Here is a 15,991-nt window from a genome sequence, read left to right as displayed (position 1 = left end):
CGGTCCCCTGCGGTGGCGGTGGGTGAACGGAGACGGGGCTGCTCTCCCACCGCTGCCGCAGGCTTTTTCAGCTCCGCGCAGCGAGCCGGTCAACGCATTGAAGACGCGCGGATTGCTGTCACACCCTCGTGGAAGGATGGTCACTGAAGCCACAAGGCGAACGGGGGTGATCGAGCATGGCGGCGGGCACAACGTCAAGCAGCAGCAGCAACGACGCCGCTACGGCCAGTGCGCACAGACCGGGCTGGGAGGGATTCTCCCCGACCACCCGCACCTGGTTCCTCGACGCCTTCCCCACCGGGCCCACCACCGTGCAGGAGCGGGCCTGGGCCGCGATCGGCCGGGGTGAGAACGCCTTGGTCATCGCCCCCACCGGCTCGGGCAAGACGCTCGCGGCCTTCCTGTCCGCCATCGATCGCCTGGGTCGGCTCGACGCCGGCGAGGAGGCCCGCGAGCGCCCGGAGCCAACCGACGGCGTGCGGGTCCTCTACATCTCCCCGCTCAAGGCCCTGGGAGCGGACGTGGAGCGCAACCTGCGCCGGCCACTGGCAGGGATCGCCGCCGTCGGCCCCACCCGCTCGATCTCGGTGGGGGTGCGCTCAGGGGACACGCCCGCGCGGGAGCGTCGTCGGCTGCGCAGCCACCCGCCCAGCATCCTCATCACGACGCCGGAGTCGCTCTACCTCATGCTCACCAGCGCCGTGCGGGAGACGCTGCGGACGGTGGAGACGGTCATCGTCGACGAGATCCACTCCTTCGCGGGCTCCAAGCGCGGCACGCACCTGGCCGTGTCCCTGGAGCGCCTCGATGATCTCCTGGGGCGCCCGGCGCAGCGCATCGGCCTGTCCGCCACCGTCTCGCCCCCACAGGAGGTCGCCCGGTTCCTCGGCGGGCCGCACCCGGTGACGATCATCGCCGACGACGGCCGGGCAGCGCCGGAGGTCACGGTGGCCGTGCCGGTGGAGAACATGGCCCGCATCCCGGCGATCTCGGACCGACGCACCCGGATGGAGCAGGCGCTGACAGCACCCGCGAGCGCGGGCAGTGGCTGCGGCGCCCGGCCCTCCGGGCTCGGGAGGGCTGGGTCCTCGCAGGCCTGGCGCTCCGATAAGGCGCTGGGTCGAGCCATGGCGGTGGGGCGGGCGGAGGGGCCCGGTGCGGGGGTGCCCGCCCGGGTATCGGCCTCGATCTGGCCGCACCTTGAGAACGCGATCCTCGACCAGGTCCTGACCCACCGCACGACGCTGGTCTTCGTCAACTCCCGGGGCGCCTGCGAGCGGCTCACCGCCCACCTCAACGAGGCCTACGCCGCGCGTCTCGGGGCGGCGGCGCCGACGCCACAGGTGCCGGTTCACCGCGAGTCCTGGGAGATGGGAACCGGGTCGCACACCGAGGCCCTGGCGGCGGGCGCCCCGGTGATCGCCAGGGCCCACCACGGGTCGGTCTCCAAGGAGCAGCGTCTGGGCGTGGAGCGGGAGCTGGCCGCGGGGGAGCTGAGGTGCGTGGTGGCCACGGCCTCCCTCGAGCTCGGCATCGACATCGGCTCGGTCGATCTCGTGCTCCAGGTGGCGCCGCCGCCGTCGGTCGCGGCGGGCCTGCAGCGGGTGGGGCGCGCCGACCACCGGGTGGGCGGGAGACCCCGCGGCGTCATCTACCCCGTGGAGCGCACTCACCTGGTGGACGCCGTCGTCGCCGCCGAGGGGATGCGCGCCGGGGCGATCGAGCGCACGGAGCTGGCCTCCAACGCCCTGGACGTGCTGGCCCAGCAGACGGTCGCCGCGGTGAGTGTGGCGGAGGGGCTGACGGCCGACGCCTGGTTCGCCACCGTCGCTCGGGCGGCCCCCTACGCCTCGCTGCCGCGCTCGGCCTTCGACTCGGTCCTGGAGCTGTTGGCCGGTGGCTTCGCCTCGGCGGACCTGGCGGACTTCTCGCCGCGGATCGTGTGGGACCGCGCCACCGGTGAGCTCAGTGCTCGGCCCGGCACGCAGCGGCTGGCGGTGGCCTCCTCGGGAACGATCCCGGATCGGGGCATGTTCCCCGTCGTCCTGCCCGAGGGGGCGCAGGACGCCGGGCGGCGGCGGGTCGGGGAGCTCGATGAGGAGATGGTGCACGAGTCCAGCCCGGGTGATGTCATCACGCTGGGGACGTCGAGCTGGCGGATCCGCCAGATCACCGGGGACCGTGTCGTCGTCGACCCGGCTGAGGGGCGCAGTTCCCGCCTGCCGTTCTGGAAAGGTGAGGGGCTGGGGAGGCCTGCGGCCACCGGGCTCGCCAAGGGCGTCTTCCTGCGTCAGGCGCAGGCCTCCTTGCCGGCGCAGGCGGGCGGCGGGGAGTCTGCGGGCGAGCGGGCGTTGCGGCGCCGGCTCACGGAGGCGGGGCTGGACGATCATGCCCGCAGCAACCTGCTGGTGCTGCTGCGTGAGCAGTACCGGGCCACCGGTGCCCTGCCGACGGATGAGACCCTGGTCATGGAGCGCCATGAGGATGAGTCCGGCAGCTGGCGGATCATCGTCCACAGCACGTTGGGGCGGTGCGTCCACGAGCCCTGGGCGATGGCGATCCGGGAGCGGGTGCACCACCTGCTGGGGGTGCGCCCGCAGACCATCGTGGCCGACGACGGCATCGTCCTGCAGATCCCACCGGTTGAGGGCGGCCTCCCGGGGGCCGGGCTCATCACCTTCGACGCCGCGGAGGTCTCCTCCCTGGTGCGCAGCCGGATCGAGACGACGGCGCTGTTCGCGGCCCGGTTCCGCGAGTGCGCCGCCCGCGCCCTGCTCATGCCCGCCGCCCGCCCGGGGCGCCGCACCCCGTTGTGGCTGCAGCGGGTCAAGGCCGGCCAGCTGCTCGAGGCCTCCCGCCAGTTCCGGGACTTCCCCGTCAGCGTGGAGGCGGCGCGCGAGTGCCTCCAGCAGTACTACGACCTGCCCGCGCTCACCGACCTCATGGAGTCTCTCGCCTCCGGCCGGGTGCGCGTCGTCGAGGCCGTCACCAGTGAGCCGTCGCCCTTCGCCCACCCGCTGCTGTTCGGGTACGCGAGCACCCTGCTCTACCAGGAGGACCTGCCCCACGCCGAGCGCCAGGCCCAGCTGCTGTCCCTGGACCCCAAGGCGCTGGGCGCCCTGCTGGGCGACGGCGGCGTCGCGGATCTGCTCGACGACGAGGTCCTGGCCCAGGTGGAGGCCGAGCTCCAGCACCTGGCTCCCGGCCGGCGGGCGCGCGCCGACGCCGAGGGGATCGCCGATCTGCTGCGTGAGCTGGGCCCGTTGAGCGTGACCGAGCTGGTTGAGCGGTGCACCGACGTCGGCGGGCGGGAGACCGAACACGCTGTCGGGCGGGCGCTTGCCGAGCTGGCCGGGGCTCGCCGGGCGGCCGCGGTGCGAGTCGGCGGGCGGGAGCTGTGGGCCCGGGCCGAGGACGCCCAGGATCTGCGGCGGGCCCTGGGCGTGGAGGTCCCCGACTGGGCGTTGGAGCAGGCCAGGGGCGGTGGCGCGGTCGAGCGGATGGCGGCGGCCCGCTCACCGCTGAACGACCTGCTTGTGCGCTACGCGCGCACCCACACGACCGTGACGCCGCAGCGCGTGGCGCGGGCCTTCGGGCTGGGGGCGGCGGTGGCGCAGGGAGCCCTGACCGAGCTGGCCGGGGACGGCTCGCTCGTGGACCTGGGTGCGGCGGGGTGGATGGAGCCGACGGTCCTGGCCCGGGTGCGTCACCGCTCCCTGGCTCGGGCGCGGGCCGCCGTCGCGCCGGTGCCGCCCGCGGCTCTCCAGCGTCTCGTGCTGGAGCGTGCGGGGCTGGATGAGCCGGGCGGCGGCGTCGACGCCCTGGCGGAGGCCCTGGCGGCGCTGGAGGGCGTGTGGCTGCCGGCCGGCCTGTGGGAGTCGGTGGTCCTGCCCGCGCGCGTGGTCGACTACCGGCCGGCCATGCTCGATGAGCTCATCGCCTCCGGGGAGGTCGTCTGGCAGGCACGGCCCATTGGCGATGCCGCGTCCCGGTCCGGTTCCGCCCGGGAGCGAACCGGGGCCGGCGACGTCCCCGCGCCGGGCGAGATCGCCTTCTTCCCCACGGACTCCGCCCTGGCGCCGGTCGCCGAGGAGGCGATCGCGCTGGCTGAGCCGGAGGCGCCGGCGGGCCGGGAGACGGGAGTCGCCAAGGAGGGGCTCTGGCAGCTGGTTCGTGAGGGGGCTGCGACGGGCCGCTCCTTCGAGCCGGTGCGCCGGGCGCTGGCGCCCGCGGCCGGGTCGCGCACCGCCCCGTCCTCACGGCGGGTGCGCAGCCGCCGGGGCCGCCGGCTCATGATGGAGATGCCGCGCGCCGGGGAGGTGACGGCGGCCGGGCGGTTGTCCTCCGTGGTGGCCTCCACCTCCTGGGTGAGGCTGTCGGCAGCTCCGGTCTCCGCCGAGGAGCGGGCGATCGAGCAGGTGGAGTCATTGCTGGACCGCTACGGGGTCGTCTGCCGCGACCTCGCCCTGGCCTTCGGCGCTTCGGGAGGGCTCGGGCCCCTCATGCCGGTGCTGCGGCGCATGGAGGAGACCGGGATGGTTCTGCGCGGCGGTTTCATTGAGGGCCTGGGGCCGGCGCAGTTCGCCGAGCGGGAGAGCGTCGAGCGGCTGCGGTCCCTCAGCCACGGCCCCGGCGGTGCGGCGGAGACACCGGTCGTGCTCGATCTCAAGGACCCGGCCTGTCTCGTCGGGCGCGGGGTGCGGTGGCCCGAGCCGGTGCTGCCTGCCGGCCTCGGCGAGTCGGCCGGGGGCCACGGTGAGGAGGCGGGTGGCCCGCCGGTCCGGCGCCAGGGGGCGAGCGTCGTTGTGCTGGGTGGCGCCCCGGTGCTCTACGCCTCGGAGAACCTCAAGGTCCTCATCTCCTACACGTCCGAGCGCGAGGTGCTGGCGCGCGCCCTGGCCGCGCTGGCGGTCGACAGGCAGCGGTCGTTCGCGCGCCAGGGGGCCGCGGCGGTCAGGCGCCGCACGGTGGTGGAGTCCCTCAACGGGGTCACCGCGTTGGAGCCGGCCGTGAGCGACCTCCTGCGTGAGGCCGGTTTCGTGCGCGACCCCAGGGGGATGCGGCTCGCCGTCGGCCCCCACGGGGCCACCTGGCGATGAGCGGGCCGGCGCCGCACCGGTGACGGAAGCCGGCCCACGGTCCGCTCCATGCGTCCACAATGAGGACATGGCCGATCCGCACCCCATCACCGGAGCGTTCTTCGATTCCCCGGTCCCTCCCGGGACCGGGTGGCCCGACGATCCCGCTACTGCCGCCACCCCCGTGGCCCGATCGGACACCGACGTGGCGGGGCTGGCCGACTCGTCGTCGGGTCTGTCCGCACTCGACGCCCGGATCACGGTGTGCCGTGCCTGCGACCGGCTCGTGGCCTGGCGTGAGGAGGTGGCCAGGACCGGCCGTCGCGCCTCCTTCGCCCATGAGCCGTACTGGGGGCGACCGGTGGCGAGCGTCGGGTCGGCGGATGCCCGCATCTACGTCGTCGGACTGGCACCCGCGGCCAATGGGGCGAACCGCACCGGCCGCATGTTCACCGGGGACCGCTCCGGGGACTGGCTGTGGGCGGCCTTCCACCGGGCTGGCCTGGCGACGTCCCCCACCTCGACGGCAGCCGGTGACGGGCAGCGGCTCATCGGGGCGCGCATGGGTGCCGCCGTGCGTTGCGCCCCGCCGGCCAACAAGCCGACGACCGTCGAGCGGGCCACCTGCGCGCCGTGGCTCGCCCGCGAGATCGCCCTCATGCCTGAGGTCAAGGTGCTGCTGGCGCTGGGCGGGATCGGATGGGGCGCGGTGCTGCGGGTCACCCGGGAGGCCGGATGGGTCCTCCCCCGCCCCCAGCCGCGCTTCGGCCACGGGGTGACGGCGGAGCTGACCAGGCCTGATGGCAGGGCGGTGACGCTGCTCGGCAGCTACCACCCCAGCCAGCAGAACACGTTCACCGGTCGGCTCACCGAGGCGATGCTCGATGAGGTGCTGGCGACCGCCAAGCGCCTCGCTGAGGCGTGATGACGGGCTGCGGCTGACGAGGCCTCAGGAGCGGTGAGGCAGGTTGGCCTCGAGCTCGGCGAGGGTCCGCGGCGTCTGCTCCGCGGGGGCGTCGGTCTCGGTGTTCTCGGCGTCCTCGGAGGCCGCGTCGTCCTGAGGCGCGTCGATCCCCAGGGCCAGGGACAGGTCGGCGACGGCGGCGCGGGCCGAGGCGGCCCGCTCGCTGGGCGTGTCACTGGACTCGCCGCTGGCCGGAGCCGGTGAGGGCTGATCCGCGGTTGCCGCGAGGGGTTCGATGGCGCTCGCCGCGTCTGGGCCCGATGAGGCCGACGCCGTGGTGGCCGCCCTCTCGAGCTCTCCCAGGTCGAGCCCCACCAGGTGGCTGCTGCGTTCCTCAGAGGCTTCCTCCGGCGAGTCGGCCGTGCGACGGCGGCGCGTCGAGGTGGCCGCGCGGCGGGAGCGCTTCGCGGCGGGTCTCTGCTCGGACGCGGCGGACTTCTTGGTGGTCTTCGTCCCGGGCTCCGCCACCGGACGCTCCTCGGCCGCGGGCGCGGTGGCATCCGCACCGGAGGCGTCGTCCTCGGCCTGAGTGTCCGGGGCGTCGGAGACTTCGTCAGCGGCGGCGTCGGAGTCGACGGCCTTCGCGGCATCGGCCGGGGCGCCGGTGTCCCGAGCCGGTGACTCCGTATCGGCTCCCCGACCGGGGGCGCCTGCCACGTCTGCCGCGTCCTCGGCGGGGGCGCCGCCGGGCTCGGCATCGACGTCGTCGGTCTGCTCGGCAGCGAGCTCGGCGATGCTGCGGCCCTCGCGCAGGTCGAGCCCGTTGGTGCTCAGCGGCACCATGAGGTGGTCGTTGACCCGCGAGGGGTTGATGGGCCACTCCGGGCCCTGGTCGGGCAGGTCGGTCTCGGAGTGGGCGCCGCAGCCATGGTCCAGGGAGACGACGCTGCCGTCGTCGGCGGCCCACTCGTTGGCGCACACGCCGAAGATGGCGCGCAGGGCACCGGCCATGGGCACGAAGAAGCCGCAGGTGGAGCAGGTGGCGTGGGCCTTGCGGACGCCCTCGGCGTCGGGACCGTGGTCGCCGCCGTACCAGCGCTCGGCGGCGCTGGCGACGCCCTGGGCGCTCAGGACCCGGGGGCGGCCCAGGTCGAGCTCATCCAGGGCGACGGCGTCGGCGTCCTCACCGGTGGCCTCCCACCCGGGCTCGAGGCGCTCGTCGGTCTCCTTGCGGGGCAGGCGGTCGGAGCGGGTGATGTCGCCGGGCTCGAGTCGCTCGGCCCACGGGACCCAGGCGGGCGCGAGGAGGGCCTCCTCACCCGGGAGGAGCTCCATCTCGCAGACGGTGGCGGTGCGGCTGCGCGGGACGCGGCTGAGGGTGACCGCCCAGCGCCAGCCGCGGTAGCCGCTCAGGGTGCAGTCGAACAGGTGGGTGACGAGGCGCTCGGCGTCGGGCGCGGCGGCCACGTACTCGCCGACGGTGATGGGGTCGGTGACCTCCTCCAGCGCGTGGCGGGCCAGCTCGACGGCCGCCGGGGAGGTGAGGGTCTTGTCCTTGGCGGCCTGGGCCTGCTCAGCGGGGGTCGGCAGGGCGCCGGCGCGCGGCACAGGGGCCGGCGTCGGAGAGGGCGAGGCCGCTCCCAGTGCCTGAGCCGGGCGCTCCAGGGTCGCCGTGGAGGTGCGCGCCCCGGTGGCGGCGCCCGCCGGCGAGCCCGAGCCGGCCCCGGTCGTGGACTCGCCTGAGGCGTCGGTGTGAGAGTCGATCGTGTCGGTCACTCGGCCAGTGTAGGGGAGGCTCCTGGAACTGCCCCGGCCCGCGCGGGTTGGCCTGGGCACACCGGCCCGCTCTCCCAACACTTCGACCGAATCTTCACAATCGACACAGATACGCGTCGTTTTTGAAGTTTTTGTCGGTGAGTGAGAGAACCGTCAGCTCGTCTCGACCGAGACGATGCGGTGGACGGCCACGGTCAGCTCGGTCTCGCGCACGACATCGCGCAGGCGCACCCGCCCGGGCTCCACGGCCATGACCCGCACCTGCCGCTCCTGCACGGCGCCGTCGGGGCCGGCCAGGCTCAGCCGCAGCCGCGAGCGCGAGGACTGCGCCTGGCGCAGCACCGCCAGGGCGTGCACCGGGTCGGTGGCCACAGCCGCCTCTCCGGCGGCCTGCAGCGCCTCCTGCCCCACGCGCAGCCGCCCCACCAGGGTTGTCAGCTCGCGTCTTCCGGGCCTGCGTCGTCGCACCGAGTGCTCGCTGCCGGGGCGCGTCGGCTCGGGGGCCCGGCGGGCCTGCTGCGCGGTGGCCGGCCCGACCACCAGGTGGTCGCTCGCGTCCTCGGTCACCGGAGCCAGCCCGGTGGCGCGCAGTTCGCGCAGCACCTGCCCGGCGCTCGCCGTGGCCACAAGGATTCCGGGGGCCACCTCATCCAGGCCGAGGTCCCGCAGGCGCGGTTCGGCCAGGAGGCCTGCGGCCGTGGCCTCGTCGCCGACCCGCAGCAGCGCGGACACGGAGCGCACCCGCACCGCCCCGTGGTGGCGGGCGGCGTCCTGGATGAGCACGCTCAGCGAGTCCGGCAGGGGCGTGGGACTGTAGCGGCCGATCTCCTGGGTGATCTCCTCGGCCCGGTATCCGACGTCGAGCGCGCCGCGCACCGACTCAGGGGTGAAGCGCACCGTGAGCGCCCCGCCGCGCGACTCGACGACGCTCGTGCGCTCCAGCAGCGCGGCCAGCTCGGGGGCGGGACGGCCCGGCACGATGGCGGTGAGGTCGGACTGGACGAGGATCGTCTCGACGGCGGCCGGCAGGTCCGCGGCCAGCGCCGCCTCCAGGGCGGGGAGGGCCTCCTCATCCGAGAGCGGCTCGGCGTGCGCGTCGTCGCCGGTCTCCTCGACGCGGTTGGCGCCGCCAGCGCCGCCGGGGCCGCTGCTGAGTCCCGGGGCCTGCTCGTGGAGGCTCGCCGCCACCCGTCGGGCGAGGATCCTGCCGGCCTCGGTCAGCGCCCCGCCGCCGGTGATCCCGAGGGTCTCGGCCTCGGCCAGGACCGCGGAGATCGCCCCGCCGGGGATGGTGCGCCGGGGGCTCTGCCAGGTCAGGGCCGACCGCACGAAGGCGGGGGTCGCGCTGGTCCCCGGCGGGAGGTCGCTCAGGAGGGCGAGTACCCGGGCGCGCAGTCGCGCCGCCCACCCGGCCTCCAGGTCCGGGCCGAGGGCGGCGCGCAGGGTGCCGTCGTCGTCGCGGGTGCCTGTCAGCCAGGGGGTGCGGGCGCTGCCCGACCAGGCCAGGGCGAGCGGTGCCCAGCGCTGGGGGAGGCTGTCGGTGAGCCAGCCGGCGGCCAGGGCGGAGGGCACCCAGGTGGCGCCGTCCTCGTCGAGCCCCAGGAGCCCGGCGCCCGCGGCGATCTCAATGATGCGGGCGGCCGCCTCGGCCTCCAGGTCGAGGGCGTCGGCGGTGCGGGCCAGGGCGCGCGCGCTCACTCCACCGGTGCGGCGGATCGTTCCGCCCTCGCGGCCCCACTCCTCCAGGAGGGCGGCCACGAGCCGGACGGACTCCTCGGCGTGGAAGGAGGACTCGGAGGCGAGGACGTCGGCGCCCACCGTCTCCAGGTCGCTGGCCTCGGGGGCGGTCAGAGGCTCGCGGGTCAGGCGGCCACCGCGCAGGGCGAGGGCGACCTGGTGCGGCAGGATGAAGCGGGTGCGCCCGTGGGCATCGCTGCTGCGCTCCAGCCAGCCGCGTTCGATGAGCGGGGCCGCCCCCGGTGCGGTGCCGCCCGCGCGCAACGTGCCGGCGGGTGGCCCCCAGGTGAGGGCCTGGAGCATCTCCACGGAGGCCGCCGGGACGACCGGTTCGTCGCCTCCGCCGGTAGGGCCTTCGCTCAGCTCCTCCAGGGTGGGTGGCAGCTGCTCGGTACTCAGGGGCTCGGCGGCCCAGGGCCCCAGGCCGAAGGGATGTGGCCCGAAGGCGGTCTCGAGCGCGGCCACGGGCCTGCCCTCGACGACGAGCGCCAGCCGGCGCAGGTGCCCCAGGGCCTCCGTGACCTGCTCGGCAGGCAGCGGCAGGTGGGCGGCGACCAGCCCGGCCAGGTCAGCACTGTCCAGGCTGCCCGGGTTGGCCGGGTTGGTCGGGTTGCCTGCGGGATCGCCGAGGGGCTCGCCGCCGGCCCTACCGGCCCCGCTGGCCCCGTCAGCCTGTCCGTTCCCGGCGGCCTCGGTGACCTCAGTCGGACCGGCTCCGTTGGCCTGGTCCGGCTCATCGAGCCGGTTGAGGGCCACCACCGCCTCGGCCACGGCCAGCGTCGGTGCGTCCAGCCCGGCCAGGGCGTGCTCGATGCTGCCCGGAGCCCCCGCGCGGGTCGCCAGCGCCAGGAAGGAGGAGGACGGCGGCGCGGCCAGGTCCGGGCGCGCCACCAGCAGGGCGACGACCTCGCGGTCCGGCAGCGCCGTCAGGTGCACGGCGAGGTCCTGAGTGGAGGCGGAAGGGCTCATCCGCACCAAAATACGCCCCCGCCCCACTCACGGACAGAGCGGGTAGCGGGGATGAAGGACGTCGGTGTCCAAATCGGTGACAAAGGGGCCCGACCGCCCCTGAGGCCAGCAACGCGAACCGCGGAATCATGCGGTTTTCTTTCACAGGCTTAAGTCCGCCGCGATCCTTTGCTGCAGATTTGGACACGACCCCACAGATTTCACCGCTTCCGGCGCCCCGCAGGCCTGGCCCGGGGCTCGGGCCCGGTCCCGGCGGCTCGCGCCCCGCTGCGGGAGCCCGGGCTCCGGCCCGTCCGCCGCGCGCGCCCGGTCATGACGCGAATGGATGTGTCGTCACTGTTGGTTGAGCGCTGTCAGCTGCACGCGCGCCCGGGCATGAGGCCGGCCGGACCGCTCCTCCCGCTGGAAGCCGCCCCTCCCGCTGGAAGAGGAACGTCTCCTCCGTCACGGCGGCGCGCTGCCCCGGCTTGGGATACTCCCGCCCATGTCCGCCACGCCCAGCGATCCTGCGTCCTTGGCACCGTCGGCCCCCGACGGCCCGCTCATCGTCCAGTCCGACAAGTCCGTTCTCCTGGAGGTCGCCCACCCCCAGGCCGGGCAGGCCCGCCGCTCCATCGCCGCCTTCGCCGAGCTGGAGCGCGCCCCCGAGCACATCCACACCTACCGGATCACGCCGCTGGCCCTGTGGAACGCGCGCGCCGCGGGCCTGGACGCGGAGACGGTCGTCCACACCCTCATCACCTACTCGCGCTTCCCGGTGCCGCACGCACTGCTCACCGAGATCGCCGAGACGATGAGCCGCTACGGCCGCCTCCAGCTGCTCACCGACCCCGCCCACGGCCTGGTCCTGCACGCCACCGACGTGCCGGTCCTGGAGGAGGTCATGCGTTCCAAGCGCACCAAGGGCCTGCTGGGGACCCGGCTCGGGGAGGCCGACGTCATCGTCCACCCCTCCGAACGCGGGCACCTCAAGCAGGTGCTCATCAAGCTGGGCTGGCCGGCCGAGGACCTGGCCGGCTACGTCGACGGCGAGGCCCACCCCATCACCCTGACCGACTCCCCCGGCACCTTCCAGCTGCGCCCCTACCAGTGCGAGGCGGTGGAGAGCTTCTGGGCGGGAGGCTCGGGCGTGGTCGTCCTGCCGTGCGGGGCCGGCAAGACCCTCGTGGGCGCCGCCGCCATGGCCAAGAGCTCGACGACGACGCTCATCCTGGTCACCAACGCGGTCTCGGCGCGTCAGTGGAAGGAGGAGCTCATCCGCTTCACCACCCTGACCGAGGAGGAGATCGGCGAGTACTCCGGCTCGCGCAAGGAGGTCCGCCCCGTCACGATCGCCACCTACCAGGTGCTCACCACTCGCCGCAAGGGCGTCTACCCGCACCTGGATCTGCTGGACTCCCACGACTGGGGGCTCATCGTCTACGACGAGGTCCACCTCCTGCCCGCCCCGATCTTCCGCATGACCGCGGACCTGCAGGCGCGCCGCCGCCTGGGCCTGACGGCGACCCTCGTGCGCGAGGACGGCCGCGAGGACGAGGTCTTCAGCCTCATCGGCCCCAAGCGCTACGACGCCCCTTGGAAGGACCTGGAGAACCAGGGCTGGATCGCCCCGGCGATCTGCACCGAGGTGCGCTTGACGCTCGACGCCGGCGAGCGCATGGCCTACGCGACCGCCGAGCCCGAGGAGCGCTACCGCTTGGCCGCCTGCTCACCACGCAAGCTGCCGATCATTGACGCCCTCCTGGCCCGCCATGAGGGCGAGTCGGCCCTGGTCATCGGCCAGTATGTGGATCAGCTCACCGAGATCGCCGAGCACCTGGACGCCCCCGTCATCACGGGCTCGACGACGGTGCGCGAGCGCCAGCGACTCTACGACGCCTTCCGCTGCGGGGAGATCCGCACGCTCGTGGTCTCCAAGGTCGCGAACTTCTCCATCGACCTGCCCGGGGCGAGCGTGGCGGTCCAGGTCTCGGGCTCCTTCGGCTCGCGCCAGGAGGAGGCCCAGCGCCTCGGCCGGATCGTGCGCCCCAAGGAGGACGGCCGCCAGGCCCACTTCTACACGGTCGTCGCCCGCGACACCGCCGACCAGGAGTACGCCGCCCACCGGCAGCGCTTCCTGGCCGAGCAGGGCTACGCCTACGCCATCATCGACGCCGAGGACCTCACCGGGAACAGCTGAGCCCGGCTTGACGGCGAACGAGGCGCAGACGGACGAGCCGGGCCGGCCGGCGGGCAGGTGGTCAGCGCGACAGGCGGCGGGCGCGCACGTTGCGCACGAGGACGCGGGCCAGGCTGCGGCCGAAGGCCTGGATGGCGGGGTCGACCCTCTCGGCATCCTCGCGGGCAGCGGCCCCGGCGCTCGCGGCCGCCTCGGGCAGGTCGGCGGCCGTGGCCCCGTGGGTTCCGGCGGCGCCCGGCGCAGCGCTCCGGCCGGCGGCCACCTCCAGGGCGTCGCGGGCGGCCTGGAGTGAGGCCGCGTCCATGGTGCCGGCCAGGTCGTTGAGGGCGTCGCGGGTGCGCCAGTAGGCCACGCGCGCCGGGTCGGACTCGGGGTGGTGCTGGAAGGCCAGGAGCCGGCCGGCCCGCCAGGTGTGGACCGGGGAGCGGTCGGAGGAGGCCAGCAGGGTGGCGGCCTCGGGCAGGTGGGTGACGGCGTCGTGGTGGGAGACGATGACGGGCAGGCGCGTGCCGTCGGAGGTGGGGATTCCGGCGCGGTGGGCGGCGCGGATGGCCTCGGCGGCCACGGCCCCGAAGATCGGGTCGCTCTCGCCGGCGGCCGTGATGGTCAGCTCGACGACGCCGACTTCGTCGTTGCCCAGTGCTGGCACGGCCGTGGAGCCTCCGAGGGCCTCGGCGGCCACCTGGGCGCCCAGGCAGATGGCGATGGCGGGGACGTCGTCGGCGACGACGCCGCGCAGCAGCTCACGCAGGTCCGCCAGCCAGGGGTGGTCGCCCTCGTCGTGGGCGCTCATGGAGCCGCCCAGCACGACGAGTCCGTCGCCGATCTCGTCCAGGGTGGGAATGGGTTCGCCCCGCCAGGGACGCACCATGCGCAGCGAGGCGCCCTCGGCGAAGAGCCACTCCCCCAGGCGCCCCACGGGCGCGAGCTCCTCGGGCTCGATGACGGTGATCGTGAGCGTGTCTGTCATGGGTGCCATTCTGCCGGTGCTCCGGTTGCCTGCGCGCGGTGACAGGCGCAGGCGTGCCGTCTGAGGTGAACCGACTTGCTCACACCCTTACTCGGCGGGGACGATATCCCCGATGAAGAACCAGCAGCCCCCACTCCCCCGTCCTTGGCACCAGATGGCCCTCTCCGGCGTCGCGACGGCGGCAGTCCTGGGGCTCCTGGGGCTCTCGGCCAGCGCCGCGGCGGCGCCGACAACGGCCGGCTCCGCTCCCCTGGCCCTCACCTCCTCCGCGCAGACCTCGGCCGCCTCGGCGGGCGCCCCCGGGCCCTTCCGGCGGCGTCGACCACCCTGACCCAGCACGTCACCGATGAGATCGGGATCCTGGATGCCTCCAAGGCCCAGCAGGCCGTGGACACCATGTCCGCCAAGTACGGCGTCGGCCTGTGGGTGCTGACCGTCTCCGACTCCAGCCAGAAGGCCTCCGCCATCGCCGCGCAGGCCTTCAAGGACACGAAGCTGGGGCGCGATGACATGCTGCTGGTCATCAACATCCCCTCCGACGGCTCAACCTCGAACAGCTACAAGCTGCAGGCGCACGACAACTCCTCGAAGTTCTCCGAGTCCGACTACAAGCGCATCGACTCAGCCATCAAGAAGCGGCTCAGCGCAGGCAGCTACGACGACGCCGTGGCCGCCATCCCGGACAACATGTCCGGCTCATCGGGCTCGGGCAGCTCCAGCGGATCAGGCTCCTCGGCGCTTCCGCTCCTGCTGGGTGGGGGCGCGGTCGCGGCCGGCGGGGCCGCCGCCTGGACGGTGTACAAGCGCAGGAAGAACAAGGAGAACGACGACATGCTGTTCGGCAAGCGCAGGAATCAGGGCGGTGCACCCGGGAGCCGGCCCGCAGGCCCCGCGGCGATGACGGTGGAGCAGCTGCGCACGCAGGCCGGCAGCGCCCTGGTCCAGGCCGATGACACGGTGCGCGCCGCCGCCGAGGAGCTGTCCTACGCGCAGGCGCAGTTCGGCCTGTCCGCCACGGACTCCTTCACCGCCGCCCTGGACGGCGCCCGCAAGCACCTGTCGCGGTGCTTCGAGCTGCGCAAGATCCTCGACGACGACATCCCCGAGACCGAGCCGCAGCAGCGCCAGATGTACACCGAGATCCTCCAGCACTGCTCGGAGGCGGTCGGTGAGATCCACGCCCAGGAGGAGGCCTTCAACAAGCGGCGCGGCATCGAGGCGAACCTGCCGACGTCGATCGCCGAGACCGCCCAGCGGGCCGACGAGACCGAGCAGACCATCGTCATGGCCGAGACGATCCTGGTGACGCTCAGTGCTGCCTACCCCGCCTCCTCCCTGACCAGCGTGGCCCAGGCCCCCGAGCAGGCCCGCCGCCTGCTGGCCGCCGGGCGCACCGCCCTGGACCAGGCCCGCGCCAGCGTCGAGGCCTCCCAGGAGGCGACGGCCGTCGAGCAGGTCCGCATCGCCCAGGGCTCCATCGCCCAGGCCGGTCAACTGGCCGCACAGGTCACCGGGGCCCGCGAGCGCCTTCAGAGCGCGGCGAAGGATCTGGAGGCGGCCATCGCCTCGATCTCCTCGGACCTGGTGGACGCCAAGCGCCTGGAGGGCGCGGTGCCGGCGGCGACCCTGGCCCCGCTCGTGGCCGACGCCGAGGCCGCCGTCGCCGAAGGCCGTCAGGCCAGTGGCGCCAACCCGAGCGGCGACCCCCTGGCCGCCCTGGACCACCTGGCCCGGGCCGAGGCCGCCATCGACGCCGCCCTGGCCCCGGCCCGCGAGCGCGAGGAGAACGACTCGCGTGCTCGGGCCTCCCTGGGCTCGCGCCTGGCGCGCCTCAACTCCCAGGTGGAGTCCGTGACCTCCTACATCACCACCTATCGCGGGGCGGTGGGCCCCTCGGCGCGCACCGCACTCAGTGAGGCCGCCCGTCACGCCACGGCCGCCACCACCGTCCAGACCACCGACCCGGTGGCCGCCCTGGCGGAGGTCGCGGCGGCCGAGCCGCTCGTGGCCCAGGCCCAGGCCCTGGCCGAGGCCGACGTGCGCGGGTCGTCGAGCTCGTGGAGCCCGAACTCCGGTGAGCGCTACTCCTACTCCCGCGGTTACGGCCGCTCAGGCGGCGGGCTCGACCTGGGTTCGCTCCTGCTGGGCGGGCTGCTGCTGGGCGGCGGCCACAGCTACGGCGGCTGGAGCTCCCACCACCACGACAGCGACTGGGGCGGAGGCGGCGGCTTCTTCTCCGGCGGTGGGGACTTCTCGGGTGGGGGCGGCGGCTTCTTCGACGGCGGCGGCGACTTCTGAGCCGCGTCCTGCCGGCGTCCGGCCCCGGTCGCACTCCGGTCATGCCCTGAGCGATGCGACCCCCGCCCGCATGACGCCGA

General features: G+C 74.4%; 8 protein-coding genes. 5 read left to right on the top strand and 3 right to left on the bottom strand.

Annotation, left to right across the window (positions count from 1 at the left end):
• Window positions 1–176 precede the first annotated feature (176 nt).
• Window positions 177–5,099 (top strand): DEAD/DEAH box helicase, encoded by a 4,923-nt coding sequence (locus tag BKH32_RS04645; RefSeq protein WP_075248854.1) that lies wholly within the window; start codon window positions 177–179, stop codon window positions 5,097–5,099.
• 67 nt (window positions 5,100–5,166) lie between these two features.
• The gene (locus tag BKH32_RS04640) at window positions 5,167–6,003 is read left to right on the top strand and encodes a uracil-DNA glycosylase (RefSeq protein WP_075248853.1); all 837 of its coding nucleotides are present in this window, start codon (window positions 5,167–5,169) and stop codon (window positions 6,001–6,003) included.
• Window positions 6,004–6,027: 24 nt separating this feature from the next.
• On the opposite strand, the gene BKH32_RS04635 is transcribed toward BKH32_RS04640, so the two are convergent.
• Both BKH32_RS04635 and BKH32_RS04630 read right to left on the bottom strand, forming a co-directional pair.
• Window positions 6,028–7,758 (bottom strand): DUF3027 domain-containing protein, encoded by a 1,731-nt coding sequence (locus BKH32_RS04635; RefSeq protein ID WP_075248852.1) that lies wholly within the window; start codon window positions 7,756–7,758, stop codon window positions 6,028–6,030.
• A gap of 153 nt (window positions 7,759–7,911) precedes the next feature.
• Window positions 7,912–10,464, bottom strand: a complete 2,553-nt coding sequence (locus BKH32_RS04630; protein WP_256690863.1) for a helicase-associated domain-containing protein — start codon at window positions 10,462–10,464, stop codon at window positions 7,912–7,914.
• A gap of 484 nt (window positions 10,465–10,948) precedes the next feature.
• Between BKH32_RS04630 and BKH32_RS04625 the strand changes: the two genes are divergently transcribed.
• Window positions 10,949–12,643 carry a DNA repair helicase XPB gene (locus BKH32_RS04625; RefSeq protein WP_075248850.1) on the top strand — a complete coding sequence of 565 codons (1,695 nt, stop codon included), beginning with the start codon at window positions 10,949–10,951 and terminating at the stop codon, window positions 12,641–12,643.
• Between the two features lie 61 nt (window positions 12,644–12,704).
• Here the strand turns inward: BKH32_RS04625 and BKH32_RS04620 are convergent, their stop codons facing one another.
• Complete coding sequence (locus BKH32_RS04620; protein ID WP_070658469.1) at window positions 12,705–13,613, bottom strand: type 1 glutamine amidotransferase; 909 nt, start codon at window positions 13,611–13,613, stop codon at window positions 12,705–12,707.
• 112 nt (window positions 13,614–13,725) lie between these two features.
• On the opposite strand from BKH32_RS04620, the gene BKH32_RS14305 reads away from it, so the two are divergent.
• Complete coding sequence (locus tag BKH32_RS14305) at window positions 13,726–13,944, top strand: hypothetical protein (protein WP_256690860.1); 219 nt, start codon at window positions 13,726–13,728, stop codon at window positions 13,942–13,944.
• Between the two features lie 65 nt (window positions 13,945–14,009).
• Complete coding sequence (locus BKH32_RS13185) at window positions 14,010–15,911, top strand: TPM domain-containing protein (protein ID WP_256690880.1); 1,902 nt, start codon at window positions 14,010–14,012, stop codon at window positions 15,909–15,911.
• Window positions 15,912–15,991 lie beyond the last annotated feature (80 nt).

This window comes from Actinomyces oris, from assembly GCF_001929375.1.
Lineage (GTDB): Bacteria > Actinomycetota > Actinomycetes > Actinomycetales > Actinomycetaceae > Actinomyces > Actinomyces oris_B.
The sequence above is the reverse complement of the archived record's forward strand: the minus strand, read 5'-3'. Positions and strand labels throughout refer to the sequence as shown.